Below are 22,551 nucleotides of genomic sequence, written 5' to 3'. Positions count from 1 at the left end.
AGAGCGGGCGTTCACGTGAACAAACCGCCGATGAATTTGAACACGTCGTATCGGTTGAGGTCGTTCCACGCCGCGAACAGCATGAAACCCAGGATCAGCGCAAGCCCTGCCCGGAAACCGGCCGCCTGGAAATCCGCCCTCAGAGGCCGCCGGAAGACGGCTTCATAGGCGTACATCACCAGGTGGCCCCCATCGAGAACCGGGATCGGCAGCAGGTTCATGAAGCCGATGCTGACCGACAGGCTGCCGATCAGCACGGTCAGGCCTACCAGACCCCCGTAAAGCTTTGACGGCAGATCGGGTGCGCCAGCGGCACCGGCCTTGGCAACGGCTCCGGCGGTGTGGCCGATGCCGATCAGACCGCTGATCTGGTCTGCGGGAACCTGCCCGCGAACCAGACGGCCCAGGTAGTAGGCAATGGTCTTGAGCATGTCCCAGACCGTATCAACGGCGGCCGGCACGGCCTCGAAGATGCTCGGCTTGACCAGGACCGGACGTGAACGACTCTCCAGACCCAGGGCTCCAACCTTCACGCGGCCGGAAATCTTGTCGAAACGCTCCTCCAGACGGGGCGTCGCCGTCAGTACAACCGAGGTGCCACCGCGTTCGACCGTGAAGCGGATCGGCACATTGGCCCGCAGGGTCGTGTACTGCTGCAGGTCCTGGAAGGATGCGATGCGCTTGTCATCGGCCTTGGTGATCAGGTCGCCGGCCCGGAAACCGGCAGCCTCGGCCGCGCCGCCAGGACGGACGCCGTCGATCCGGGCCGGATTGGTGATCTGGCCATAGGCCGTAAACAGAACGGCAAAGATCACAATCGCGAGGATGAAATTGGCGACCGGGCCGGCCACGGCGATGATCGCGCGCTGCCAGACCGGCTTGAAATGGAAGTAGCGGCTAACGGCGGCCTCGCCTTCGCGGGCCACAATCGCCTGCTTCATGGCCGCCAGATCGTTCTGGTCGGGCACGCTGGCGGCATTCTCGTCACCCGAAAAGCGCACATAGCCGCCCAGCGGGATCGCCGCGATCCGCCACTCAACGCCGGACTTGTCACGCCAGGACGCGATCGCCGGGCCAAAGCCCAGCGAGAAGCAGTCGATCGCCACGCCGCAGGCGCGCGCCGCCCAGTAGTGTCCGAGCTCGTGGATCGTCACGACGATCGACAGCACGAACACCGTGGACAGGACAAAGATCAGGACATCAATCATCTAGACTGGGAACTCCGGACTCAGGTCTGCCGACGCTTTTGCGCGACAACCTCGGCCGCAATGCGGCGGGCACTGCCATCCGTCATCATGGCGCTTTCCACGGGGTCACCGCCAGTCTCGTCGAGGGTTCCCAGGCCATTCATGCGTTCCAGGGTCCCCGACACGGCGGCGGCAATATCCAGAAAGCCGATCTGGCGGTCAAGGAAGGCCGCGACGGCGACTTCATTGGCTGCGTTCATGGCCGCCGGCGCACCGCCACCCAGCCGCATGGCCTCCCGTGCAATGGCGATTGACGGGAATCGCTCAAGATCGGGGGCTTCGAAGGTCAGCTGGCCATAGGCCGCAAGATCGAGGCGTGGGGCAGGCCAGGCGAGGCGGTCAGGCCAGGCGAAGGCACAGGCAATGGGGCTGCGCATGTCCGGCGGCCCCAGCTGCGCCAGGGTCGAACCGTCGGCATATTCCACCAGGCTGTGGATCACGGACTGCGGATGAATCACGGCGTCAATGCGCTCTTCCGGCGTGTCGAACAGGTAGGACGCCTCGATCATCTCGAGGCCCTTGTTCATCATCGTCGCGGAATCGACCGAAATCTTGGCACCCATCGACCAGTTGGGATGGGCGACGGCCTGTTCCGGGGTGGCGACGGCCATCTGCTCGCGCGTCCAGGTCCGGAACGGCCCACCGGAGGCCGTCAGGATCAGGCGCGATACACGGCTGATACAGGCCGGCTGCAGCACCTGAAAAATCGCTGAATGCTCGGAGTCGACCGGGATCACCGAACCGCCGGCTTCACGCGCAATGCGCAGCAGGGCCGGTCCGGCACAGACCAGACTTTCCTTGTTGGCGAGGGCAATGACGGCCCCCGTCCGGGCGGCGGCCAGAGTCGGGGCCAGGCCGGCCGCGCCGACAATGGCCGACATCACCCAGTCGGCCCCCATGGCGGCGGCCTCGATCACGGCCGCGTTCCCGGCGGCCGCCCTCACGCCGCTCCCGGCCAGGCCCTCGCGCAGGGTCTCAAGCAGGCTTTCGTCATCGATGACCGCGACCTGCGGCCGCCACTGCAGGGCCTGGGCGATCAGACGCTGGACATTTCGCCCGGCCGTCAGGGCGAGGATTTCGACCGGCGCGCCGGACTCCTCGAACAGGCTGAGCGTGGAGACGCCGATCGACCCCGTGGATCCCAGCACCACAACCTTGCGGGCGAGGGTCAAAGGGCCCATCCGGCCAGATACACAAAACGAACGCCGGCGATGACGATCGCTGCGAACATCAGGCCATCGACCCGGTCAAGCAGTCCGCCATGGCCGGGAATCAGGTCACCGGAATCCTTCACCCCGAACCGTCGCTTGAGCATCGATTCCCAGAGATCGCCCATCATGGTCGACAGTCCCCCGAAGAAGCCGATGGCGGCCGCAATCGGCCAGGTCAGGTTCATGTCCGGCAGGGCCGGCAGCCAGGCCGACAGGGCGTCGATGCCGACCGCGGCAAAGGACGCGGCAATCAGCCCGCCGAAGAAGCCCGACCAGGTCTTGTTGGGCGAGAACTTCGGCCACAGTTTGGGCCCCTTGAAGATGCTGCCGACCACAAACGCAAAGATGTCGGCAAACCAGGTCACCGCAAACAGCAGCAGGGTCCAGCTGAGGCCCGCCGGGAGAAGCCGCAGCCACACCAGGGCAATACAGGCCGGTGCAATATAGATGACCCCATAGGCCGCATCGGCGCGCCGTTCGACGGCCCCGCGCGCGATCAGGGCCGCTGCTATGGCTCCTGCAGCCAGCAGAGGCCAGGTCGCCCAATAGTGCCGAAAGAAAGCCGCGACGACCGCGACGAGCACCGCTACGCCGACGGACAGGGCCACGCCGATGGGAGCCTTGGGCGCGCTCATCAGGCCCCATTCGCGGGCCAGCAGCGCGATACAGACGGCAATCAGGGCCAGGAACCAGACACCGCCGAACCAGACGGCGGCCACGACCGTGGGCACGAGCACGGTGGCTGAAAGCACCCGTACCCGCAGATTGACCCAGTTGAAGCGCTTAGCCGGCGACGGCGACGTCATCGGCAGCAATGCCCCCATAGCGTCGGTCCCGGGCGCGATAGTCTGCGATGGCCGCCGAAAGCGCTTCGGGGCCGTAGTCTGGCCAGAGCACGTCCTGGAAGACGAGCTCGGCATAGGCGCATTCCCAAAGCAGGAAGTTGGAGATCCGCTGCTCGCCGCTGGTCCGGACGATCAGGTCCGGTGCCGGTGCGCTGGAGGTCGACAGGAAGCGTTCGAAAACCGACTCATCCAGATCGGCGGCCTTGGCCTCGCCGCGCTCGACCTGCTCGGCGAAGGCCCGCGCCGCGTCGGCGATGTCGGCCCGCCCCCCGTAGTTGAAGGCGACCTGCAGGACGAATTTGGTGTTCTGCGCCGTGCGGCGCTCGGCCCGCTCGATGATGTCCCGGATATCCGGCGCCAGACCCGTCCGGCGGCCGATGATCCGCACCCGGACGCCTTCCCGGTCGAGCCGGTCGAGGTCCGATTCGACATAGGCCTTCAGGAGTCCCATGAGTTCGGAGACTTCATGGGCCGGTCGACGCCAGTTTTCGGTGGAGAAACCGAACACGGTGAGGACACCGACGCCGAGGGCGGGCGCGCCTTCTACGGTCCGCTTCAGCGCATTGACGCCCGCGCGATGACCCAGCGCACGCGGCATGCCGCGCCGCTTCGCCCAACGGCCGTTCCCGTCCATGATGATGGCCACATGCAGGGGGTGGCTCGGCGCCTCGCCCCCAGCGCGCGCCGATACATCCTGCAGGCCGGTCGTCGGCGACATTCGCTTCAAGCCTTCCCTACCGTCTCCCCCGAACCCCGGTCGGACGATCAAACCTGCATGATCTCTTGTTCTTTGATTTTCAAGGCCTCGTCGACCTGCTTGATGGCGGCGTCGGTCATCTTCTGGACCTCGGTTTCCATCTTCTTCAGGTCGTCCTCGCTGATGACGCTGGCCTTCTCGGCCTTCTTCAGGTCGTCATTGGCGTCGCGACGGATGTTGCGAACGGCCACCTTCTGGGCTTCGGCGTATTTTCCGGCGATCTTCACCAGATCCTTGCGCCGGTCTTCGGTCAGCGGCGGGATCGGGATCCGCAGGTTGTTGCCCTCGACCACGGGGTTGAGGCCCAGGTCGGAATTGCGGATCGCCTTCTCGACGGCCGAGACGACACCCTTGTCCCAGATATTGACGTTGATCTGGCGAGGCTCGGGCACGCTGATCGAGGCGACCGTGTTCAGTTGCACCATCGAGCCATAGGCGTTGACCACGATCTGGTCGAGCAGGCTGGACGAGGCACGGCCGGTCCGCAGACCGGCGAAATCTTCCTTCAGGGCAAGCACGGACTTGTCCATGCGATCCTTGTAGCGGGACAGGACGGGCTTTTCGGCGGCGGCCATGGCGTGGGCTCTCTTCGCTGGTCTTAGACGGCGGCGTCTTTGGCGACGACGGTAAAGGTGCCCTCGCCTCTCAGGACGTTCAGCAGATTGCCGCGTCCCTTGATGGAGAACACCACGATGGGGATATTGCTGTCACGCATCAGGGCGACAGCGGAAGCATCCATCACCCGCAGGTCCTTGGCCAGCACGTCCATATAGGTCAGGCGGTCATAACGCTCGGCGGTCGGATCCTTCTTGGGATCGGCGGTATAGACACCATCGACGCTCGTGCCCTTGAACAGGGCGTCACACTGCATCTCGGCAGCCCGCAGGGCGGCGGCGGTGTCGGTGGTGAAGAACGGATTGCCGGTGCCGGCGGCAAAGATCACGACGCGGCCCTTTTCCAGATGCCGCTGGGCGCGGCGACGGATGTAGGGCTCGCAGACCGTCGCCATCGGAATGGCCGACTGCACGCGGGTCGAAACACCGATCCGCTCGAGCGCGTCCTGCATCGCCAGGGCGTTCATGACCGTGGCCAGCATGCCCATAAAGTCGGCGCTGGAGCGCTCCATGCCCTTGGCCGCACCGGCCATGCCACGGAAGATGTTGCCGCCGCCGATCACCAGGCACAGCTCGACGCCCGACTTGACGATCTCGGCAATGTCCTCGGCCACCGACTGCACGGTGTTGGTGTCGATGCCGTAGGGCGTGTCGCCCATCAGGACCTCACCGGAAACCTTCAGCAGAACCCGGCGGAAGGGAGTCGAGGTGATGGTGCGGGGTTCGGACATGGACCGGGCTCTTCCTGAGTCGTCGGCACGCAACATAGTGCGCGTTCGTCAAAAGTGGGATCGGTTTTGCACTGAAGCCTATCCCGCGCACGGAAGGCTGCACAAACCCTTGATCAGAGGCAATTTCCGCAATCAGCACTGCGGCATAACGGCTTGATCAGGCGCAAGAAGGGCGCGGCGCGCATCAAACGCGCCGCGCCCCCTTTTGCGGACAGTCCGGAGCCGGTCACAGGCCGACCCGGATGCCTCGTCGCTTAGGCCTGGCCGGCGGCCATGGCCGCGACTTCGGCGGCGAAATCGCCTTCCGGAGCCTTCTCAACGCCTTCGCCCAGGGCCAGACGCACAAAGCCCTTTACGGTCAGCGTCGCGCCCAGTTCCTTGCCGGTGTCGGCAACCAGTTGTTCGACGGTCTGGTCCGGATTCATGACGAAGGCCTGCTTGAGCAGCACGACTTCTTCCAGGAACTTGCGGATCCGGCCTTCGACCATCTTTTCGACGACGGCGGCGGGCTTGCCCGACTCCAGCGCCTGTTCGGTGAAGATGACGCGTTCCTTCTCGATCGCAGCCTGATCCAGATCGTCCGGCGACAGCGACAGCGGAGCGGTCGCGGCCACGTGCATGGCGATCTTGCGGCCCAGTTCCAGGATCTTGGCCTGGTCACCGGCACCCTCGATCGCCACCAGCACGCCGATGCGGCCGAGTTCCGGCGCCGTGGCGTTGTGGATGTAGGTCGATACCGCGCCTTGAGCGACGGTGAACTTGGCCGTGCGACGCAGGACCATGTTCTCGCCGATGGTGGCGATCAGGTTGGTCAGGACGTCGGACACGACTTCGCCGTCAGCGGTCTTGGCCGCGTTGATGGCGTCGACGCCGTCGTTGTCCAGGCCAACGGCCGCGATCTTGCGGACGGCGTTCTGGAACAGTTCATTGCGGCCGAGGAAGTCGGTTTCGGCGTTCACTTCAACGGCCGAGGCCGTCATGCCGGCACCTTCGTTGCGGACGGCGATGCCGACCAGGCCTTCGGCCGCGACGCGGTCGGCCTTCTTGGCGGCCTTGGACAGGCCCTTGGTGCGCAGCCAGTCCATGGACGCTTCCATGTCGCCGCCGTTTTCCTGCAGCGCCTTCTTGCAGTCCATCATGCCGACGCCGGACTTTTCGCGCAGTTCCTTGACCAGCGCAGCCGTGATCTCAGCCATGGGTTCCTCCATCAAACATCAGAGCGCTCCCCACCACTGCCAGAACCGGCTCGCCAGGGGCAACGCGGGAAACAAAATTACGACCGGGCTTGATAGCCCGGTCGCATGTCAGGGTCACAACAGCCGATCCGAAAACCGGCGGCTGGAAAATCAGCTCGCGGCCGGCTCTTCGGCGACGGCTTCGATCGCTTCGGCAGTCGCTTCCTGGACGGCTTCCGGGGCGGCGGCTTCAGCCACCGGCTCCGGGGTCAGCTCACGGGCCAGGGTGGGCTCCATCGGAGCCACCGAGGCGCCCAGATCGACGCCCGACGAGGCCTGGCCGGCGGCCAGGCCGTCGAGGACGGCGTCGGCGATCAGGTCGCAGTACAGTTGCAGGGCGCGGGCAGCGTCGTCGTTGCCGGGGATCGGATAGGTGATGCCGTCCGGGTCGCAGTTGGTGTCCAGGATCGCGATGACCGGGATGTTCAGCTTGCGGGCTTCAAGGATCGCGATCGCTTCCTTGTTGGTGTCGATCACGAACATGATGTCGGGGATGCCGCCCATGTCCTTGATGCCGCCCAGCGACAGTTCCAGCTTGTCGCGCTCGCGGGTCAGCTGCAGCAGTTCCTTCTTGGAACGGCCCTGGCCTTCGCCGGCCAGCACGCCTTCGAGCTCGCGCAGACGCGCGATCGAGCCCGAAACGGTGCGCCAGTTGGTCAGGGTGCCACCGAGCCAGCGGTGATTGACATAGTACTGGGCGCAGCGCTTGGCGGCGGTGGCGACGGGGTCCGAAGCCTGACGCTTGGTGCCGACGAACAGGACGCGGCCACCGGCGGCGGCGACTTCACGCACCTTCACCAGGGCCTGGTGCAGCAGCGGAATCGACTGCGACAGGTCGATGATGTGGATGTTCGAGCGCGAGCCGAAGATGTAGCGGTCCATCTTCGGGTTCCAGCGGTGCGTCTGGTGGCCGAAGTGGGCGCCGGCTTCGAGGAGCTGACGCATGGAGAATTCGGGAAGAGCCATCGGGCCTTGATCCTTTTTCCGGTTGAACCTCCGCGGACACCCCCGTTCCGAACGATTTCGGACCGGGACCGGAACGGCGGCATCAGGATTTCTCCCCGAAGCAACCGAACGTCCACGTGTGGAATGGCGCGCAGATAGGCGCAGACGACGCGAAAAGCAAGCCTTGTCCGCCAGGGTCGCCCTTGGCGGCGGTCATTTATCGCCCTGACAGGACCCGGATCCGGGCGACGTCTGCCCGTCGTCGGCTCCCGGGTGGAAAATCCCTGCGGCCGGGCAGCCCGGGGATCGCGGCGGCGGCCAGCCCCTCAGTCCGGAGCCATGAGCCCGTTCCGCCCCGGGCCATTTTGACGAACCCGGGCCAGATCCCGGTCCGCCGGTGCGACGCGAGGTTGCCGATGCGACTTCACCATCGAAGCCCTCAACGATCGCCGCAAACGGACCAGCCCCGGGCCCCAGCCCCTCACCGCCGAGCGCATCGGCGACGTGGCTCGCGAGATCGGCCGGAATGATCCCCCAGGCCATTGTCTCCCGTTCAAGGGCGTCTTCGGCTTGGAGCCCGAACTTCAAGGCACAATGCAGCCCCTGCTCCGCGATCCAGGCCCGCGCCAGTTCTATGGCCCGGTCATCACACAGCGCCGCCGGGGGTTGCCAGAGCATCCATTCCGGCCTCCTGAGCCAAAGCCTGTGCCTGAGCACGGCGCCTGCGGGGGGCTGCACGCCGCGCCCGGCCAGGCCCCTGCACAATCCCGGCGATCGCCGTGCGTCAGAACGCCTTGCCGTTCACCTGCACCGGCGAAAGACCAAAGACATCGACATCGTCCAGGCACCGGACATTGATCGCTGCCATCCGCACGCCACCCGGTCCCTCCCCTTCACCGAAAGCTTCAACCCCGCAGGTGGCACAGAACCGGTGGGCGATCTTGCCGGTGTTGAAGCGGAACTCGGTCAGAGCCTCGTCGCCGGACAGCAGCCTGAAGTCCTCCGCCGGTGCGAAGGCCAGGATCGAGCCCAGGCGACCGCAGCGCGAGCAGTTACAGGAAATCAGGTCCTCCAGCCCTACCTCGACCTCGAAGCGGACCCTGCCGCACTGACACCCACCCTGATGCAAGGCCATGATTGCCTCCGTTCGTTTGCCGCGCGCCGCGCCCTAGACGTCTTCGAGCAGTGCCACGCCCGGGGCCGTCTTCAGGGCCCCGCGAAGCGCCGCGTCAAGCAGATAGCGACCCTGCAATTTCAGCTCGACCTCGCGCCCGCCGCCGATGGCCGCCACCAGGCTGACCTCGCCGCCGCGCTGCGAGGCTGCCGGCTCCAGGCGCTTGCGCAGGGCTTCAATCTCTGTGGCCGAGGGCGAGAGGTGAACCCGCAGGCCGGCGACCACGTTCTCGATCGCCTTCTCGATGGGTTCGGCATCGTCCCCAAAGAAGCGCACCTCGCCATCCCTCGCCTTGGCCCGCACCTTGATGGCGACGGACTTGCCCGGTTCCAGCACATCGCGGCACTTGCGCAGGGCCTCCGGCGGAAACAGCACTTCATACTCACCGGTCGGGTCGGACAGTGACACGAAGGCAAAGCGCTCACCACTCTGTGACGCCCGTTCCTGCCGGCGGCGCACCACGCCGCACATCCGGAAGGCCTCCATGCCCGCCTCGGCCTGGGGAATGACCTCGGTCAGCATGGCGGTGCGCTTGCGGCGCAGCATGCCGACCATGTCCTCCAGCGGGTGGCCGGTGAGGTAGAAACCGACCGCCGCCAGTTCCTCATCCAGAAGGTCGACCTGGGTCCAGGGATCGGTCTTCTTCAGGCGCGGACGCCCGGCGGCCGGATCGGCCCCGAACAGGGCATGCTGCCCGCCCTGTCGATCGGCGGCCACGCTCTGGCTGTGGCTGATCAGGACATCGGATGACGCCAGGATCTGGGCCCGGTTCTTGTGAAAGCTGTCAAAGGCTCCGGCCCGGGCCAGGTTCTCAATGGCCCGCTTGTTGACCTGCTTGGGATCGACCCGCTCGACGAAGTCGAAGATGTCACGGAACGGCCCGCCCTCCTCGCGCACGGCGACCAGGTGCTTCATGGCCTCCAGACCGACATTGCGCACGGCCCCCAGGGCGTAGAGCACCTCGCCGTTCTCGACCTCGAAGTCGGCCCCCGAGCGATTGACGTCCGGGGCCCGCACCGTGATGCCGAACCGGCGGGCGTCCTGGTGGAAGACCGCCAGCTTGTCGGTATTGGAGATATCGAGGCTCATTGACGCGGCGAGGAACTCGACCGGCGTATTGGCCTTCAGCCATGCGGTCTGATAGGCGATCAGGGCATAGGCGGCCGCGTGGCTCTTGTTGAAGCCGTAGCCGGCGAACTTGGCCACGAGCTCGAAGATCGAGCCCGACTGCTCTTCGGGGACATTCTTCGCCTTGGCCCCGGAGACGAAACGGATCTTCTGGAGATCCATTTCCTCCTTCTTCTTCTTGCCCATGGCCCGGCGCAGAAGGTCGGCTTCGCCGAGGCTGTAGCCCGCCAGGATCTGGGCGATCTGCATCACCTGTTCCTGGTACACGATGACCCCGTAGGTCTCCTTCAGCACCGTCTCCAGCGACGGGTGCAGGGTATCGACGGGTTTGCGGCCGAACTTGCAGTCGACGAAGGTGTCGATGTTGTCCATCGGGCCCGGTCGATACAGGGAGATCAGCGCGGTGATCTCCTCGATCGACCCGCAGCGCATCTTGCGCAGGGTGTCGCGCATGCCCTGGCTTTCCAGCTGGAACACACCGACCGTCTGGCCTGACGCCAGCAGTTCATAGGTCTTGGCGTCGTCGAAGGGCAGCTTGCCCAGATCAACCTCGGCCCCGCGCTTCTTCAGGTGCTTCACGGCCCGGTCGAGCACCGTCAGGGTCTTCAGGCCCAGGAAGTCGAACTTCACCAGCCCGGCGCTCTCGACCCATTTCATGTTGAACTGGGTGGCCGGCAGGTCCGAGCGCGGATCCTTGTAGAGCGGGGTCAGCTGGGTCAGGGGCCGGTCGCCGATCACCACCCCGGCGGCGTGGGTCGAGGCGTTGCGGAACAGGCCCTCCAGCTGCAGGGCCACGTCGAGACAGGCCGAGACGTTGCCGTCTTCCTTCTTGGCCTGCTTCAGGCGCGGCTCGATCTCGATGGCCTGGGCCAGGGTCACCGGCGCAGCCGGGTTGTTGGGCACCATCTTGCAGAGACGGTCCACCAGCCCCAGCGGGAGTTGCATGACCCGGCCGACGTCACGCAGCACGGCGCGGGCCTGAAGGCTGCCGAAGGTGATGATCTGGGCCACCCGGTCCCGACCATACTTCTCCTGCACATAGACGATGACCTCTTCCCGCCGCTCCTGGCAGAAGTCGATATCGAAGTCGGGCATCGAAACCCGTTCGGGGTTCAGGAAGCGCTCGAACAGCAGGCCAAAGCGCAGCGGATCCAGATCGGTGATGGTCAGGACCCAGGCGACCAGCGATCCGGCCCCCGACCCCCGGCCCGGTCCGACCGGAATGCCATGGGCCTTGGCCCACTTGATGAAGTCCGACACGATCAGGAAGTAGCCCGGGAACCCCATCTTCTTGATGATGCCGAGCTCGAAATCCAGCCGGTCCCAGTAGACCTGCTCCTCAACCGCAAGCTCGAGGCCGTCGAGGCGGGCCCGCAGGCCTTCGCGGGCCTGGTGCTCAAGCTCCTCGGGCTCGCTGCGACCGCCCGTCGTCGGGAAGCTGGGCAGGATCGGATCGCGCTTCTTGACGAGAAAGGCACAGCGCCGCGCGATATCGAGGGTGTTGTCACAGGCCTCGGGCAGATCAGCGAACAGCTTGCGCATGTCGGCGGCCGGCTTGAACCAGTGTTCGGGCGTCACCCGCCGCCGCTCGTCCTGCCCGACAAAGGCCCCGTCCGAGATACAGAGCAGGGCATCGTGAGCGTCATAGAGCTCCCGCTTGGCGAAATAGACGTCGTTGGTGGCAACCAGCGGCACGTCATGCTCATAGGCCCAGTTCACCAGGCCAGGCTCGGCGGCCGCCTGGCGCGGCAGGCCATGCCGCTGGAGCTCGACATAGAACCGGTCGCCGAACACCCGGCTCATCTCGGCGAGTGCCAGCTGGCCTTCGGACGTCTTGCCGGCGGCGATCAGGGCATCAACCGGGCCGTCGGTTCCGCCGGACAGCAGGATCAGGCCGGCTGAATGCTCGACCACCCTGGCCCAGGGCACGATCGGCTCGGCCAGTTCACCACTGTCCAGATAGGCGATGGACGAGAGTTCGGAGAGATTGAGATAGCCCTGCTCGTTCTGGGCCAGAAGGGTAATGGTCGGCGCCCGGGCCCACCGCTCCGTCGGTCCGGCCCCGATGCCGGTCACCGGAAGCGCGCAACCGATGATCGGCTGGATCCCCGAATCCTTGGCATACGACGAGTATTCAAGGGCCCCGAACAGATTGGCCCGGTCGGTCAGTCCGGCGGCCGGCATACCGGCCGCTTCCGTCAGCTTGCCGATCACATCGGCCTTGATGGCCCCTTCAAGCAGCGAATAGGCCGAGCGGACCCGAAGGTGGACAAAGCCCTGCCCCTCATCGTGCGCCATCGCCCCACTCCATTGCCTCGACTCAGGCCACCAACTGGGCGACCGAGCACATCATCCAGACGAAGCCGGCCACCGATACAAGAGCCAAAGACTCACGCGCGATACGGATCACAGGAACCTCCACAGTCGTTGCTTGTTTGTTCCATATTCCACTTTTGTTCTGTTCACAAGATGTTCCGGATCCTTCCCCTGATTTTTTGGGGGTCCACCCGGGAATGACCCGGCTTTCCCTGACTCCCCCACTGGCCCGCCGGGCCGGATCAGGTCAAATCGTCCCATGCGCCTGATCATCGACACCGATACCGCCGGGGATGACGTCTTCTCCCTGATGCTCGCCCTCACCCGCCCCGGGGTGACCGTCGAAGCCATCACCATCGCCCATGGCAATGTCGGCTTCGTGCAGCATGCCGAGAATGCCCTGGTCACGCTGGAGGCCTGTGGGCAGGCGAGCGCTGTGCCGGTCTATCTGGGCACCCAGGCCCCGATGTCGCGCGCGCCGCTCGATGCGGCCTATGTGTTCGGGGCCGACGGGATGAGCGACAGCGGCTTTGCCAGGACGACCCAGCGCCCGGCTGACAGCCATGCGGTCGACGAAATCGTACGGCGGGTGATGGCAGCCCCCGGCGAAATCACCGTGATCGCCCAGGCCCCCCTGACCAATATCGCCCTGGCCTATCTGCGCGAGCCCCGGATCGCGGCGGCGATCCGCCATCTCTGGGTCATGGGCGGTACCGACAACGGGGTCGGCAATGTCACCCCGGCGGCGGAGTACAACTTCTATGTCGACCCCGAAGCCGCGCGGATCGTGATCAATGCCGGCTTCAACCTGTCGATCGTCACCTGGACCCTGACCCTGAAGGACGGCCTGCTGGACCTGGAGCAGCTGGCGGAGCTGGAGGCCCTCGGGACTCCGAAAGCCAAGTTCTTCACCGACGTCAATCGCGCCTCCCTGGCCTTCGCCCAGGACACCGAGGGCCTGAACGGCAGCCTGCACCCTGACGCCCTGACCTGCGCCCTGGCCCTCGACGAGCGCCTGATCCTCGAGGCTGAACAGGCCGTGGTCGATGTCGAGACCCTGGGCGAACTGACCCGCGGCTATCTGAGCGTCTCGCACAGCATCCTGCCCGATATCGAGCTCGCCGATCCGGCCCTGAAGCGCAGACCGCCCAATGCCCGGGTTATCAAGGCCGTCGATCGCGCGGGTTTCTTCCGGGCGATGCGTAACGCCCTGTCCTGACGGTCCCGGCCCGCAAGCCGATTTGACTCTTTGTCAAAAATAACGAAATGTCATTTTATGACATCTCGACCGACCACGCTTACCGGCAGCAAGCGGGCCCGAACCCGCGACCAGTTGCTGGTCTCCGCCCAGACCCTGCTGATGGAGCACAGCGCCGCCGGCCTCGGCCTGCGACAGATCACCGATCATGCAGGGGTCGTGCACGCGACCTTCTATAACTACTATCCGGACGTTCCGGCCCTGATCGCCGATCTCGGCGAGCTGCTGGGCGCAACCCACGCCGCCGCCATGAGCGGGCTGGGTGCCGCCCGGCTGCAGCCCGACGTTCGTTTCGCCCGCATTACCCGCCAGACCCTGAGGCTGGTCGCCCAGGCCCCGGGCCTTGGCCGACTGATGTTCGATGTCGGCATCCCCCCCGACCGGCTTTCAAGCGAACTGCGCCTGCGGCTGCGGCAGGATCTGGTTGAAGGGCAGGAGCTTGGCCTGTTCAGCCCTGACGACATCGCGCTCACCACGAGCATGATCGCCGGCGCAATCACCGGACTGGCTCTGGATCTCTATCGCGGCACCCTGCCCGCTTCGGCGATCGACACCGGCGTAGCTCGCCTGCTGATGCAGATCTGCGTCGCGCCCCCTGAGGCAGAAAGACTGGCCCACGAGCCCCTGCCCCTGCCGCCGCCGACGGTTCTGCCGATGCGCTGGCTGGCCCTGCCGCCGGCCGGGGCCCCTTCGGAAGGAAGATCCTGATGAAGCGACCAACCAGCCCCGCCCGGATCCTCGCCCGGGGTGATGAAGGCTTCGAGACCGCTTTGCTCGGCACCAGCTTCAACGCCCGCGATCCCGGTCGCCGGCCCGACCTGATCGTCCAGGCCCGCTCGGTCGAGGACGTCATCGCCGCCGTGCAGAGAGCCCGAGACGAGGGGCTGTCCATCGGCATCTGTTCGGGCGGACATAGCTGGGCGCAAAACCATATCCGCGACGGCGGCCTGTTGCTGGACCTGTCGCGGCTCAACAGCCTCGCCATCAACGCGGCCGAGCGGACGGCGGTGATCGGTCCGGCTTGTCTGGCCGGCGAGCTCAATGCCGCCCTGGCCCGGCGGAAGCTCTTCTTCCCTGTGGCCCACGCCTACACGGTGGGCATGGGCGGTTTCCTGCTGCAGGGCGGGTTCGGCTGGAACAGCCGCGTCAACGGCCTGGCCTGCCAGAGCGTGATCGGCATCGACGTCGTCCTGGCCGACGGCACCCTCGTCCATGCCAGCGAACAGGAAAACGCCGACCTGCTCTGGGCGGCCCGGGGCGCGGGGCCCGGCTTCTTCGGCGTGGTCGTCGGCTTCCACCTGAAGCTCCAGCCCCGTCCCAGGTTTGTCGGCCTGAAGCTGCAGGTCTTCAGGATCCGACACCTCGAGGCGGTCATGGCCTGGGCCGACGAGGCCGGTCCGACGGTGTCGCCGAAGGTCGAGTTTCAGATGGTCTTCAACCGTCGGGCCCTCGGTATCGCTGCGCATGGGCTGGAAGTCTTTGCCCCGGTGCTGGCCGACAGTTACCGCGAGGCCCGGGACGCGGTGGCCTTCATGGAGAGCAGCCCGGTTCGCGGCAAGGCGAGCCTGAGCCTGCCCCTGATCCCGATGTCGCTCGAAATGATGATGAAGACCGGCGAGAAGACCCTCTTCCTGCCCAATACCCGCTGGACGACCGACAGCATGTGGATGGACGGGCCGATCACGCCCCTCCTCCCGGCCCTCAGACAGATTGCCAACAGCCAGCCCGCCGCCCCGAGCCATGCCCTGTGGCTCAACTGGAACCCGCCGGCCTCACGGCCCGACATGGCCTTCTCGCTGGAGGCCCGGACCTATCTGGCCCTGTACGGCGGGTTGCGCACTGAGGGTTCGACACCCGCTGACGAGGCCTGGGCGACTGACCACATGCGCGCGCTCGAACCCTATAGCGCGGGCATCCAGCTGGCTGACGAAAACCTCGGACGGCGTCCGGCTCCGTTCATGGCTGCCGCCAACCGGGACCGGCTGGAGGTGCTGCGGAGCCACTATGACCCCGAAGGTCGCTTCAAGCCCTATATGAGGCCCGCCGCATGAAGCGCAGCAAGGCTCTTCCCGGTCGGCATCTGGGCTATGACGCGACGGACCATGCCCAGCTGTTTGCCCGCTTCTTCAAGCCCCAGATGGCGGGCCTGGCGGCTCACGTCCAGGCGGCCCTGGACCGGGGCGGCGTACCCGAAGCGCTGCTGCCCGACCTCGACGGGGCCGCGCAAAACCTGTTCGGCGAGGCTCCGCTGCTGGAAGACGGCTACGTCCTGACCGAAGACGGCGGGATGCGGGTCAGCGTCCGGACGGACATGCCCGGCGTGACGCCGGCCATGGTCGACTGGTGGTTCGGCTGGCACGGTGATCAGGCGGCCAAGTACAAGCTCTGGCACCCCCAGGCCCATGTGCATGTGGCGTGGCGAGACATGCCGCCCGAGGGCTCGACCGGCCGGGCCTGCTATGTCGGCCAGACCTCACTCGTCGACGAGTATATTGGCAGCGACCTCATCCGCGGCTCGATCCGGTTCCTTCCGCCGGGGCAACTCGGCTTTACCGACCGCAGCCTCGAGGACGACCGCGAGGCGACGATCGTCTGCGCCCGTATCGGACTGGGCGAAGCGCCCATCGAGGTCGGCTATCTGGCCCATCATGTGCGTCGGGTACCGGGCGGCAGTGAAATGCGCTCCAGGTTCTGGATGGGTGGTCGCCACGTCGCCGGCCGAAACCTGGCGGGAACCCTGGCCGCCGCCGTGGCCAGACGGGTCCTGAAACTCGGCGAGGCCGATGCCCGCGCCCTGCTGGTCCATTGCGCCCAGGAGATGCCGCACCTGGCCAGCTTCCTGCCGGCACTCCACGCCCAGTTCAGGGACCCGGCCTGAGCCCTCTCCTGACTCCTTCCCACCGGAACGGTTGAACCCGCCATGCGCCTGAGATCCATCGCCGCCCTGCTGCTCCTGCTGCCGGTCGCAGCCGTCACGGTCCTGGCCCTGCAGCCCGTGAAGGCGACACTCCCGCCGCGTCCGGCTCCGCCGGAGCCGCTGCGGGCGACGCTGGCCATCGCCCCGCTCGACGATGCCCTGACCTTTGCCCGCTCAATGGACAGTTCAGGCACGAGCACCCTCGCCGTGCGGCGCTATCAGGACGGCACCGTCTCCGGCGTGGATCTGGCCCCGCTGATGCAGCCGGGCGAGGACGCCATCGCGCTCTACAACCGGCTGGGCTATGACGCGGTGGCCGCCTTCATCGCCGCCGGCGGCAAGGATCTGAGCCGCGATGCCGCAACCCTGACCGTACCCGTCGAGCTACGGAGCGTGCATTCGGCGGCGGCCACCAACTATCCCGAACACGCCGACGAGGCCAAGGTCGAGGACGGCCCGTTCCTGTTCGCCAAGCTGGCCCAGCCTACCGGTCCGCGTGCGTCAGTGCCCGCGATCAAGGGCCTGCTCGACTATGAGGTCGAGCTGTGTCTGGTCACCCTGACCCCGCTTGCGACAGCCGGCGGTGCCAAGGGCGGGCTGATCCTGTGCAATGACATCACCGACCGCGCAGCCCTGCTGCGTGGGGCCGATGTCTCGGACATCACCTCCGGCAAGGGCTTCACCGACGGCAAGAGCGGCAGGGGCTTCCTTCCGGTCGGCGACCTGCTGGTCATTCCGCGCGACCTGAAGACCTTCGTGAAGCCGCTCGAACTGAATCTGTCGGTCAACGGCCAGGCGCGGCAGAAAACCCGGGTGACCCAGTGGATCTGGGACCTTGACCGCCTTCTGCTCGAAACCGCCCGACGCAAGGATGCCGTCTGGACGTGGCGGGAGGGTCAGGCCCGGCTTCCGGTCAGCGCCCAGGGCGTCATTCCCGACCGCACCCTGATCCTGGCCGGCACGCCGGCGGGCACGGTGTTCAAGGGACCGGGGCCCGCAACCCTCGTGCGCGGTACCCTCGACTGGGTGGCCAGCTTCGGAAAGCACAGCCTCGTCCAGGCCATCATCGAGAGAACCATCACCGATGACCGGGCCACCAACGCCTATCTGCAGCCCGGCGATGTGGTGACCATTCGCGTCGACCGGATGGGCACCCTCGAGAACCGAGTCGAAGTGCAGGACGCGCCTTAAGGGCGGCCGCCTATTCCCACTCGATCGTGCCGGGGGGCTTGGAGGTCACGTCATAGACGACGCGATTGACGCCGCGGACCTCGTTGATGATCCGGGTGGCGGTCTTGCCCAGAACGTCCCAGGGGAACTCGAAGAAGTCGGCGGTCATGCCGTCGGTCGAGGTCACCGCCCGCAGGGCCAGGACGTTCTCATAGGTGCGGGCATCACCCATGACGCCGACGGTCTTGACCGGCAGCAGCACGGCAAAGGCCTGCCAGATCTGGTCATAGAGGCCCGCCTTGCGGATCTCTTCAAGGTAGATGGCATCGGCGTCCTGCAGCACCTTGACCTTCTCGGGCGTGATGTCGCCGGGAATGCGGATGGCCAGGCCCGGGCCGGGGAACGGATGGCGGCCGACGAAGGCCGGGGCCAGGCCCAGTTCGACGCCGAGGGCGCGGACCTCGTCCTTGAATAGCTCACGCAGCGGCTCGACCAGCTTCAGCTTCATGAAGTCGGGCAGACCGCCGACATTATGGTGGCTCTTGATCACCGCCGAGGGGCCGCCCCGCGCCGAGACGCTCTCGACGACGTCCGGATAGAGCGTGCCCTGGGCCAGGAAGTCGGCCCCGTCGATCTTGGCCGCCTCGCGGTCGAAGATATCGATGAACTTGCCGCCGATGATCTTACGCTTGGTCTCGGGATCGCTGACCCCGGCCAGGGCCCCGAGGAACTCGTCGCCGGCGTCAACATGGATCAGCGGGATGTTGTAGTGGTCGCGGAACAGGGTGACGACCTGGTCGGCCTCGTTCTTGCGCAGCAGGCCGGTGTCGACGAAGACGCAGGTCAGCTGGTCGCCGATGGCTTCGTGGATCAGAACAGCGGCGACCGAGCTGTCGACCCCGCCCGACAGGCCGCAGATCACCTTGCCGGTCCCGACCTGGGCGCGGATCTTGCCGACCATCTCCTGGCGGAAGGCCGCCATGGTCCAGTCGCCCTTCAGCCCGGCCAGCTTCAGGAAGTTGCGATAGACCTGCGTGCCGTTGACGGTGTGGACCACCTCGGGGTGGAACTGCACCGCATAGATCTTGCGGGCATCATCGGCGATGGCGGCGAACGGGGCGCCGACCGAGGTGGCGATGACGTCGAAGCCGTCCGGGATGGCCGTGACGCGGTCGCCGTGGCTCATCCAGACAGTTTCAAGCTCACCGACGGCTGCGAGGCCCTCGAACAGCGGGCTGGTCTTGCCGATGGTCAGTTCGGCGCGGCCGAACTCGCCGGCGTGGCCGCCCTCGACCTTGCCGCCCAGCACGTCGCACAGCAGTTGCTGGCCGTAGCAGATGGCCAGCAGCGGAACGCCCATCTCGAACAGCTTCCTGCCGATGCGGGGGCTGTCGGTCTCCAGCACGCTGGCCGGGCCGCCCGACAGGATGATGGCCGAGGGCGCATAGTCATCGACCAGGGCCTCGGCCTTGTCGAACGGATGGATCTCGCAATAGACGCCGGCTTCGCGCACCCGACGGGCGATCAGCTGGGTGACCTGGCTTCCGAAATCGACAATCAGGACGCGCTGGTGGTGGACGGGGGCGGTCATGGGCGATGGGTCTCCAGCGTTCGATCTGTCGGCTTCCCCCGTGCGGGCGAAGTCGCGTTAGTGTCTCTCCAAGACGGCGGCAAAGAAGCCGTCCGTCCCGGCGCGATGCGGCGTCAGGCGCAGATAGCCCTCCGCCGTCAGGTATTGGGTGATGCCGTCCAGGGCGATCGGCGCAACCTTGAAGTCGCTGCGGCGGGCCAGGAAGGCGCTGACACGATCCTCGTTCTCCTCGGCCAGCATCGAGCAGGTGACATAGATCATCCGGCCACCGACCTTCACGAAGTCCGAGGCATCGATCAGCACACTATCCTGCTCGATCTGGCGCTTGGCCAGCTGGTCGGGCGACAGGCGCCACTTGGCGTCGGGGTGCCGGCGCCAGGTGCCCGAGCCGGTGCAGGGCGCATCGACGAAGACGACATCCAGCTTGCCTTCCAGCCCCTTCAGCGGCTCGGCCTCGATCGGCGAGCGGATCTGCAGGTTGCGGACCCCGGCCCTCTGACTGCGACGGATCGTGTCGGCCAGGCGGCGGGCATCGCTGTCATGGGCGAAGATCTGGCCGGTATTGCCCATGGCGGCCGCAAGGGCGAGGGTCTTGCCCCCGCCGCCGGCGCAGAAGTCCAGCACCTGCTTGCCGCGGATCTCGCCTGCCACGGCGGCGGCGATCTGCGAGCCCAGGTCCTGCACCTCGAACCAGCCCTTGGAAAAGGCCGGCACGGCCTCCACCGACGGGGTGCGGTCTGCAGCTTCAGGCGCGGGAATGCGGAAGGCATTGGGTAGCAAGCCCGCCGGCACGGCACCGATCGGTGCCACGGCCTTGCCGCCCCGCTCGGTGTCGGTCTTGATCGTATTGATCCGCAGGTCGACCGGCGCGCGCTGCGACAGGGCCGCCATCTCGTTGCGAACCGTCTCGCCGAACGCGCGGGCCAGAGGCGGCTCCAGCCAGTCGGGATAGTCGCCCGCCACCGGTCCCGGAGCGTCCGAAAGAGAGGCCGGCGCCGAAAGGGCCTGGAATTCGGTTTCGACCAGGGCACCGGCGCCGTGCTCTTCGGCCGCGGCCTCGGCCACCCGCTCCGGCGACCAGCCCCAGACATGGGCCAGGACGCCCAGCACCACGCCGCGTGCGCTGCTGTCGCCCATCATGAAGCCCAGCGAGCGCTTGCGGCGCAGGGCGTCCAGAACAAGGCCCGAGACAAAGGCCCGGTCCTTGGAGCCCGCATAGCGCGCGCTCTCGCCCCAGCGCTTCAGCGCCATCTTGACTGGAAAATGCCGCGCCTCGATCTCGGTCAGAACCTCGATCGCCGCTGAAACCCGTCCACCATCGCGCATGCGGTCAGACCACCATGGCCACGAGGACCATCCCGAGACCGATCATCGACACGACCCAGACAAGGCTGCGTACGACAGGAACACCAAAGGCATAGAGCGGCAGATAGACCGCCCGGGCCACGACATAGACGAGAGCCCCGTGCGCCGAGAGTGAACCGATCCGGCCCGCCAGGTAGACGACCAGGACGGCGGCGGCGAACAGCGGAAACGTTTCGCGAAAATTGGCCGACGCCCGTCCCAGCCGGCCGGCCATGCCGGTCAGCACGACCGGGGTATCGCGCGGGCCGACATTCCACTTCAGCCCCCGCTGCGGCTGCGCGGCGACGCTGGCCCACACCAGGTGGATCAGGCCAAGGACGACCGCGACGGCGAGGAGCTGAAGTTCGATGGCGACCCGCATCCGCTAGACCGCGCTCGGATAGTTGGGCGCTTCCCGCGTGATCATCACGTCGTGGACGTGGCTTTCGCGCAGGCCGGCCCCGGTGATGCGCACGAAACGGGCGCGATCCTGGAACTCGGCGATGGTCGGCGCACCGACATAGCCCATGGCAGCGCGAAGACCGCCGACCAGCTGGTGCAGCACCGGGGCGATGGCACCCTTGAAAGGCGTTTGCCCTTCAATGCCTTCCGGCACGAGCTTGAAGCTGTCGGTCACTTCCTTCTGGAAGTAGCGGTCGGCCGATCCGCGGGCCATGGCCCCCACCGAGCCCATACCGCGATAGCTCTTGTAGGAGCGGCCCTGGTAAAGGAACACCTCGCCCGGAGCCTCTTCAGTGCCGGCGAACATCGAGCCCATCATGGCCGTGCTGGCCCCGGCGGCGATGGCCTTGGCCAGATCGCCCGAATATTTGATGCCACCGTCGGCGATAACCGGCGTGCCGCTTTCGCGGGCGGCGCGGACGGCCTCCATGATGGCGGTCAACTGCGGCACACCCACACCGGCAACGATGCGCGTGGTGCAGATCGAGCCAGGCCCGATACCGACCTTCACCGCGTCGGCACCGGCGTCGATAAGAGCGCGGGCGGCGTCATAGGTGGCGATATTACCGGCCACGATCTGGACTCGGTTGGCTTCGCGCTTCAGGCGCGAGACCGCCGCGGCGACCTGGCTAGAGTGGCCATGGGCGGTATCGATGACCACGACGTCGACCCCGGCATCCACCAGGCCCATCGAGCGCTCGAAGCCGGCGTCGCCGACCGTCGAGGCCGCGCCGACCAGCAACCGGCCCTTGTCGTCCTTGGCGGCCAGGGGGTGAGCCTGAGCCTTCTCGATATCCTTAACCGTGATCAGGCCAACGGCGTGGAAGCCGTCGTCAACGACGATCAGGCGCTCGATCTTGTGCTTGCGCAGCAGTTCGCGCGCTTCGCGCGGATCGACACCCTCGCGCACCGTAATCAGGTTCTCGCGGGTCATGATCGCCGAGGCCGGGACGTTGTCGTCGCCCTCGAAGCGCATGTCACGGTTGGTCAGGATGCCGACCAGCTTGCCCGAGCCGCGCTCGACCACGGGAAAGCCCGAGATCTTGCGGCGGGCCGTGATCTCGCGGACCTCGGCCAGGGTCGTGTCGGGGTGAATGGTCAGCGGATTGATGACCATGCCGCTTTCGTAGCGCTTCACTTCCCGCACATGATCGGCCTGTTCGTCGACCGTCAGATTGCGGTGCAGGATACCCATGCCGCCGGCCTGGGCCATGGCGATGGCGAGGCGGCTTTCGGTGACCGTGTCCATGGCGGCGGACACGAGCGGGATGTTCAGACTGATTTCACGCGTGAACTTGGTCTCGGTCGTCACCTGGGTCGGCATGACGTCTGACGGACCGGGTTCGAGCAAAACGTCGTCGAAGGTGAGCCCTTCGCGAATCTCCATGGGAGTCTCCATTTTGCGGCGCTCGTATAGCGGCGAGGTCAGGACTTGTCGAGGCAAGCCTTGAGATTTCGGCGGGTTCCGGTCGCGTTTCCGGCCTAGTCGGCGATCGCGCCCAGTCCGGGCCGGCCCAGCCGGGAGACCACCAGCAGTCCGTCCCCAGGGCGCAAAACCTCCTCCGCAGAGGGGCGCTGCAGAACCACGCCATTGCCGCGATCGATG

Annotated in this window: 21 protein-coding genes; 5 read left to right on the top strand and 16 right to left on the bottom strand. The window is 66.4% G+C overall.

Annotated features, from left to right (window positions below):
• Positions 1-11: 11 nt before the first annotated feature.
• The 12 genes from DBR10_RS00110 to sidA form a co-directional block, all read right to left on the bottom strand.
• A complete protein-coding gene (locus tag DBR10_RS00110) occupies positions 12-1,208 on the bottom strand; it encodes a M50 family metallopeptidase (RefSeq protein ID WP_108505006.1) in 1,197 nt (398 codons plus the stop codon).
• 20 nt (positions 1,209-1,228) lie between these two features.
• The gene (gene dxr / locus DBR10_RS00105) at positions 1,229-2,428 is read right to left on the bottom strand and encodes a 1-deoxy-D-xylulose-5-phosphate reductoisomerase (protein WP_108505007.1); all 1,200 of its coding nucleotides are present in this window, start codon (positions 2,426-2,428) and stop codon (positions 1,229-1,231) included.
• Positions 2,416-3,264: a phosphatidate cytidylyltransferase gene (locus DBR10_RS00100; protein ID WP_108505020.1), complete on the bottom strand. Its 849-nt coding sequence runs from the start codon at positions 3,262-3,264 to the stop codon at positions 2,416-2,418. The genes dxr and DBR10_RS00100 overlap by 13 nt, the downstream gene beginning before the upstream one ends.
• Complete coding sequence (gene uppS / locus DBR10_RS00095) at positions 3,242-4,021, bottom strand: polyprenyl diphosphate synthase (protein ID WP_108505008.1); 780 nt, start codon at positions 4,019-4,021, stop codon at positions 3,242-3,244. The genes DBR10_RS00100 and uppS overlap by 23 nt, the downstream gene beginning before the upstream one ends.
• A gap of 47 nt (positions 4,022-4,068) precedes the next feature.
• On the bottom strand, positions 4,069-4,635 hold the full coding sequence (frr, locus tag DBR10_RS00090; protein ID WP_108490039.1) for a ribosome recycling factor: 567 nt from the start codon (positions 4,633-4,635) through the stop codon (positions 4,069-4,071).
• A 23-nt stretch (positions 4,636-4,658) separates the two neighbouring features.
• Positions 4,659-5,405, bottom strand: coding sequence for a UMP kinase (gene pyrH / locus DBR10_RS00085; RefSeq protein ID WP_108505009.1), 747 nt, complete (start codon positions 5,403-5,405; stop codon positions 4,659-4,661).
• Between the two features lie 254 nt (positions 5,406-5,659).
• A complete protein-coding gene (gene tsf, locus DBR10_RS00080) occupies positions 5,660-6,601 on the bottom strand; it encodes a translation elongation factor Ts (RefSeq protein ID WP_108505021.1) in 942 nt (313 codons plus the stop codon).
• 150 nt (positions 6,602-6,751) lie between these two features.
• Positions 6,752-7,606 (bottom strand): 30S ribosomal protein S2, encoded by an 855-nt coding sequence (gene rpsB / locus DBR10_RS00075; RefSeq protein WP_108505010.1) that lies wholly within the window; start codon positions 7,604-7,606, stop codon positions 6,752-6,754.
• 192 nt (positions 7,607-7,798) lie between these two features.
• The gene (locus tag DBR10_RS00070; RefSeq protein WP_108505011.1) at positions 7,799-8,263 is read right to left on the bottom strand and encodes a DUF5076 domain-containing protein; all 465 of its coding nucleotides are present in this window, start codon (positions 8,261-8,263) and stop codon (positions 7,799-7,801) included.
• 106 nt (positions 8,264-8,369) lie between these two features.
• Complete coding sequence (locus tag DBR10_RS00065) at positions 8,370-8,720, bottom strand: GFA family protein (protein ID WP_199223538.1); 351 nt, start codon at positions 8,718-8,720, stop codon at positions 8,370-8,372.
• 33 nt (positions 8,721-8,753) lie between these two features.
• Positions 8,754-12,185 carry a DNA polymerase III subunit alpha gene (gene dnaE / locus DBR10_RS00060; RefSeq protein ID WP_108556062.1) on the bottom strand — a complete coding sequence of 1,144 codons (3,432 nt, stop codon included), beginning with the start codon at positions 12,183-12,185 and terminating at the stop codon, positions 8,754-8,756.
• Between the two features lie 22 nt (positions 12,186-12,207).
• Complete coding sequence (gene sidA, locus DBR10_RS00055) at positions 12,208-12,297, bottom strand: cell division inhibitor SidA (RefSeq protein ID WP_108489798.1); 90 nt, start codon at positions 12,295-12,297, stop codon at positions 12,208-12,210.
• 165 nt (positions 12,298-12,462) lie between these two features.
• Here sidA and DBR10_RS00050 point away from each other — a divergent pair, with 165 nt between their 5' ends.
• The 5 genes from DBR10_RS00050 to DBR10_RS00030 are packed head-to-tail and all read left to right on the top strand — an operon-like array spanning position 12,463 to position 17,569.
• Positions 12,463-13,422: a nucleoside hydrolase gene (locus DBR10_RS00050; RefSeq protein ID WP_108505013.1), complete on the top strand. Its 960-nt coding sequence runs from the start codon at positions 12,463-12,465 to the stop codon at positions 13,420-13,422.
• Between the two features lie 57 nt (positions 13,423-13,479).
• Positions 13,480-14,169, top strand: coding sequence for a TetR/AcrR family transcriptional regulator (locus tag DBR10_RS00045; RefSeq protein ID WP_108505014.1), 690 nt, complete (start codon positions 13,480-13,482; stop codon positions 14,167-14,169).
• Complete coding sequence (locus tag DBR10_RS00040) at positions 14,169-15,512, top strand: FAD-binding oxidoreductase (protein WP_108505015.1); 1,344 nt, start codon at positions 14,169-14,171, stop codon at positions 15,510-15,512. The genes DBR10_RS00045 and DBR10_RS00040 overlap by 1 nt, the downstream gene beginning before the upstream one ends.
• On the top strand, positions 15,509-16,339 hold the full coding sequence (locus DBR10_RS00035) for a DAPG hydrolase family protein (RefSeq protein WP_158272210.1): 831 nt from the start codon (positions 15,509-15,511) through the stop codon (positions 16,337-16,339). Before DBR10_RS00040 ends, DBR10_RS00035 begins: the two co-directional genes overlap by 4 nt.
• A gap of 42 nt (positions 16,340-16,381) precedes the next feature.
• Positions 16,382-17,569: a fumarylacetoacetate hydrolase family protein gene (locus DBR10_RS00030; protein WP_108505016.1), complete on the top strand. Its 1,188-nt coding sequence runs from the start codon at positions 16,382-16,384 to the stop codon at positions 17,567-17,569.
• 10 nt (positions 17,570-17,579) lie between these two features.
• On the opposite strand, the gene guaA is transcribed toward DBR10_RS00030, so the two are convergent.
• Genes guaA through guaB form a run of 4 tightly spaced genes read right to left on the bottom strand, consistent with a single transcriptional unit; the run spans position 17,580 to position 22,332 of the window.
• Positions 17,580-19,139, bottom strand: a complete 1,560-nt coding sequence (gene guaA / locus DBR10_RS00025) for a glutamine-hydrolyzing GMP synthase (protein ID WP_108505017.1) — start codon at positions 19,137-19,139, stop codon at positions 17,580-17,582.
• Between the two features lie 57 nt (positions 19,140-19,196).
• Positions 19,197-20,465, bottom strand: coding sequence for an RsmB/NOP family class I SAM-dependent RNA methyltransferase (locus tag DBR10_RS00020; RefSeq protein WP_108556061.1), 1,269 nt, complete (start codon positions 20,463-20,465; stop codon positions 19,197-19,199).
• Positions 20,466-20,469: 4 nt separating this feature from the next.
• Positions 20,470-20,865, bottom strand: a complete 396-nt coding sequence (locus DBR10_RS00015) for an MAPEG family protein (protein ID WP_108505018.1) — start codon at positions 20,863-20,865, stop codon at positions 20,470-20,472.
• Between the two features lie 3 nt (positions 20,866-20,868).
• Entirely contained in the window at positions 20,869-22,332 is a 1,464-nt protein-coding gene (guaB, locus tag DBR10_RS00010; protein WP_108505019.1) for an IMP dehydrogenase, read from the bottom strand.
• Positions 22,333-22,551 lie beyond the last annotated feature (219 nt).

This window comes from Caulobacter sp. HMWF025 (assembly GCF_003060965.1).
Classification (GTDB): Bacteria; Pseudomonadota; Alphaproteobacteria; order Caulobacterales; family Caulobacteraceae; genus Caulobacter.
Note: the sequence above shows the minus strand (reverse complement) of the source record. Positions and strands in the feature narration are given on the sequence as shown.

What these genes read in the sequence shown, in the direction of transcription:
- DBR10_RS00110 (WP_108505006.1), bottom strand. Translation starts at nt 1,208, where the DNA reads ATGATTGATGTCCTGATCTTTGTCCTGTCCACGGTGTTCGTGCTGTCG.
- dxr (WP_108505007.1), bottom strand. Translation starts at nt 2,428, where the DNA reads ATGGGCCCTTTGACCCTCGCCCGCAAGGTTGTGGTGCTGGGATCCACG.
- DBR10_RS00100 (WP_108505020.1), bottom strand. Translation starts at nt 3,264, where the DNA reads ATGACGTCGCCGTCGCCGGCTAAGCGCTTCAACTGGGTCAATCTGCGG.
- uppS (WP_108505008.1), bottom strand. Translation starts at nt 4,021, where the DNA reads ATGTCGCCGACGACCGGCCTGCAGGATGTATCGGCGCGCGCTGGGGGC.
- frr (WP_108490039.1), bottom strand. Translation starts at nt 4,635, where the DNA reads ATGGCCGCCGCCGAAAAGCCCGTCCTGTCCCGCTACAAGGATCGCATG.
- pyrH (WP_108505009.1), bottom strand. Translation starts at nt 5,405, where the DNA reads ATGTCCGAACCCCGCACCATCACCTCGACTCCCTTCCGCCGGGTTCTG.
- tsf (WP_108505021.1), bottom strand. Translation starts at nt 6,601, where the DNA reads ATGGCTGAGATCACGGCTGCGCTGGTCAAGGAACTGCGCGAAAAGTCC.
- rpsB (WP_108505010.1), bottom strand. Translation starts at nt 7,606, where the DNA reads ATGGCTCTTCCCGAATTCTCCATGCGTCAGCTCCTCGAAGCCGGCGCC.
- DBR10_RS00070 (WP_108505011.1), bottom strand. Translation starts at nt 8,263, where the DNA reads ATGCTCTGGCAACCCCCGGCGGCGCTGTGTGATGACCGGGCCATAGAA.
- DBR10_RS00065 (WP_199223538.1), bottom strand. Translation starts at nt 8,720, where the DNA reads ATGGCCTTGCATCAGGGTGGGTGTCAGTGCGGCAGGGTCCGCTTCGAG.
- dnaE (WP_108556062.1), bottom strand. Translation starts at nt 12,185, where the DNA reads ATGGCGCACGATGAGGGGCAGGGCTTTGTCCACCTTCGGGTCCGCTCG.
- DBR10_RS00050 (WP_108505013.1), top strand. Translation starts at nt 12,463, where the DNA reads ATGCGCCTGATCATCGACACCGATACCGCCGGGGATGACGTCTTCTCC.
- DBR10_RS00045 (WP_108505014.1), top strand. Translation starts at nt 13,480, where the DNA reads ATGACATCTCGACCGACCACGCTTACCGGCAGCAAGCGGGCCCGAACC.
- DBR10_RS00040 (WP_108505015.1), top strand. Translation starts at nt 14,169, where the DNA reads ATGAAGCGACCAACCAGCCCCGCCCGGATCCTCGCCCGGGGTGATGAA.
- DBR10_RS00035 (WP_158272210.1), top strand. Translation starts at nt 15,509, where the DNA reads ATGAAGCGCAGCAAGGCTCTTCCCGGTCGGCATCTGGGCTATGACGCG.
- DBR10_RS00030 (WP_108505016.1), top strand. Translation starts at nt 16,382, where the DNA reads ATGCGCCTGAGATCCATCGCCGCCCTGCTGCTCCTGCTGCCGGTCGCA.
- guaA (WP_108505017.1), bottom strand. Translation starts at nt 19,139, where the DNA reads ATGACCGCCCCCGTCCACCACCAGCGCGTCCTGATTGTCGATTTCGGA.
- DBR10_RS00020 (WP_108556061.1), bottom strand. Translation starts at nt 20,465, where the DNA reads ATGCGCGATGGTGGACGGGTTTCAGCGGCGATCGAGGTTCTGACCGAG.
- DBR10_RS00015 (WP_108505018.1), bottom strand. Translation starts at nt 20,865, where the DNA reads ATGCGGGTCGCCATCGAACTTCAGCTCCTCGCCGTCGCGGTCGTCCTT.
- guaB (WP_108505019.1), bottom strand. Translation starts at nt 22,332, where the DNA reads ATGGAGATTCGCGAAGGGCTCACCTTCGACGACGTTTTGCTCGAACCC.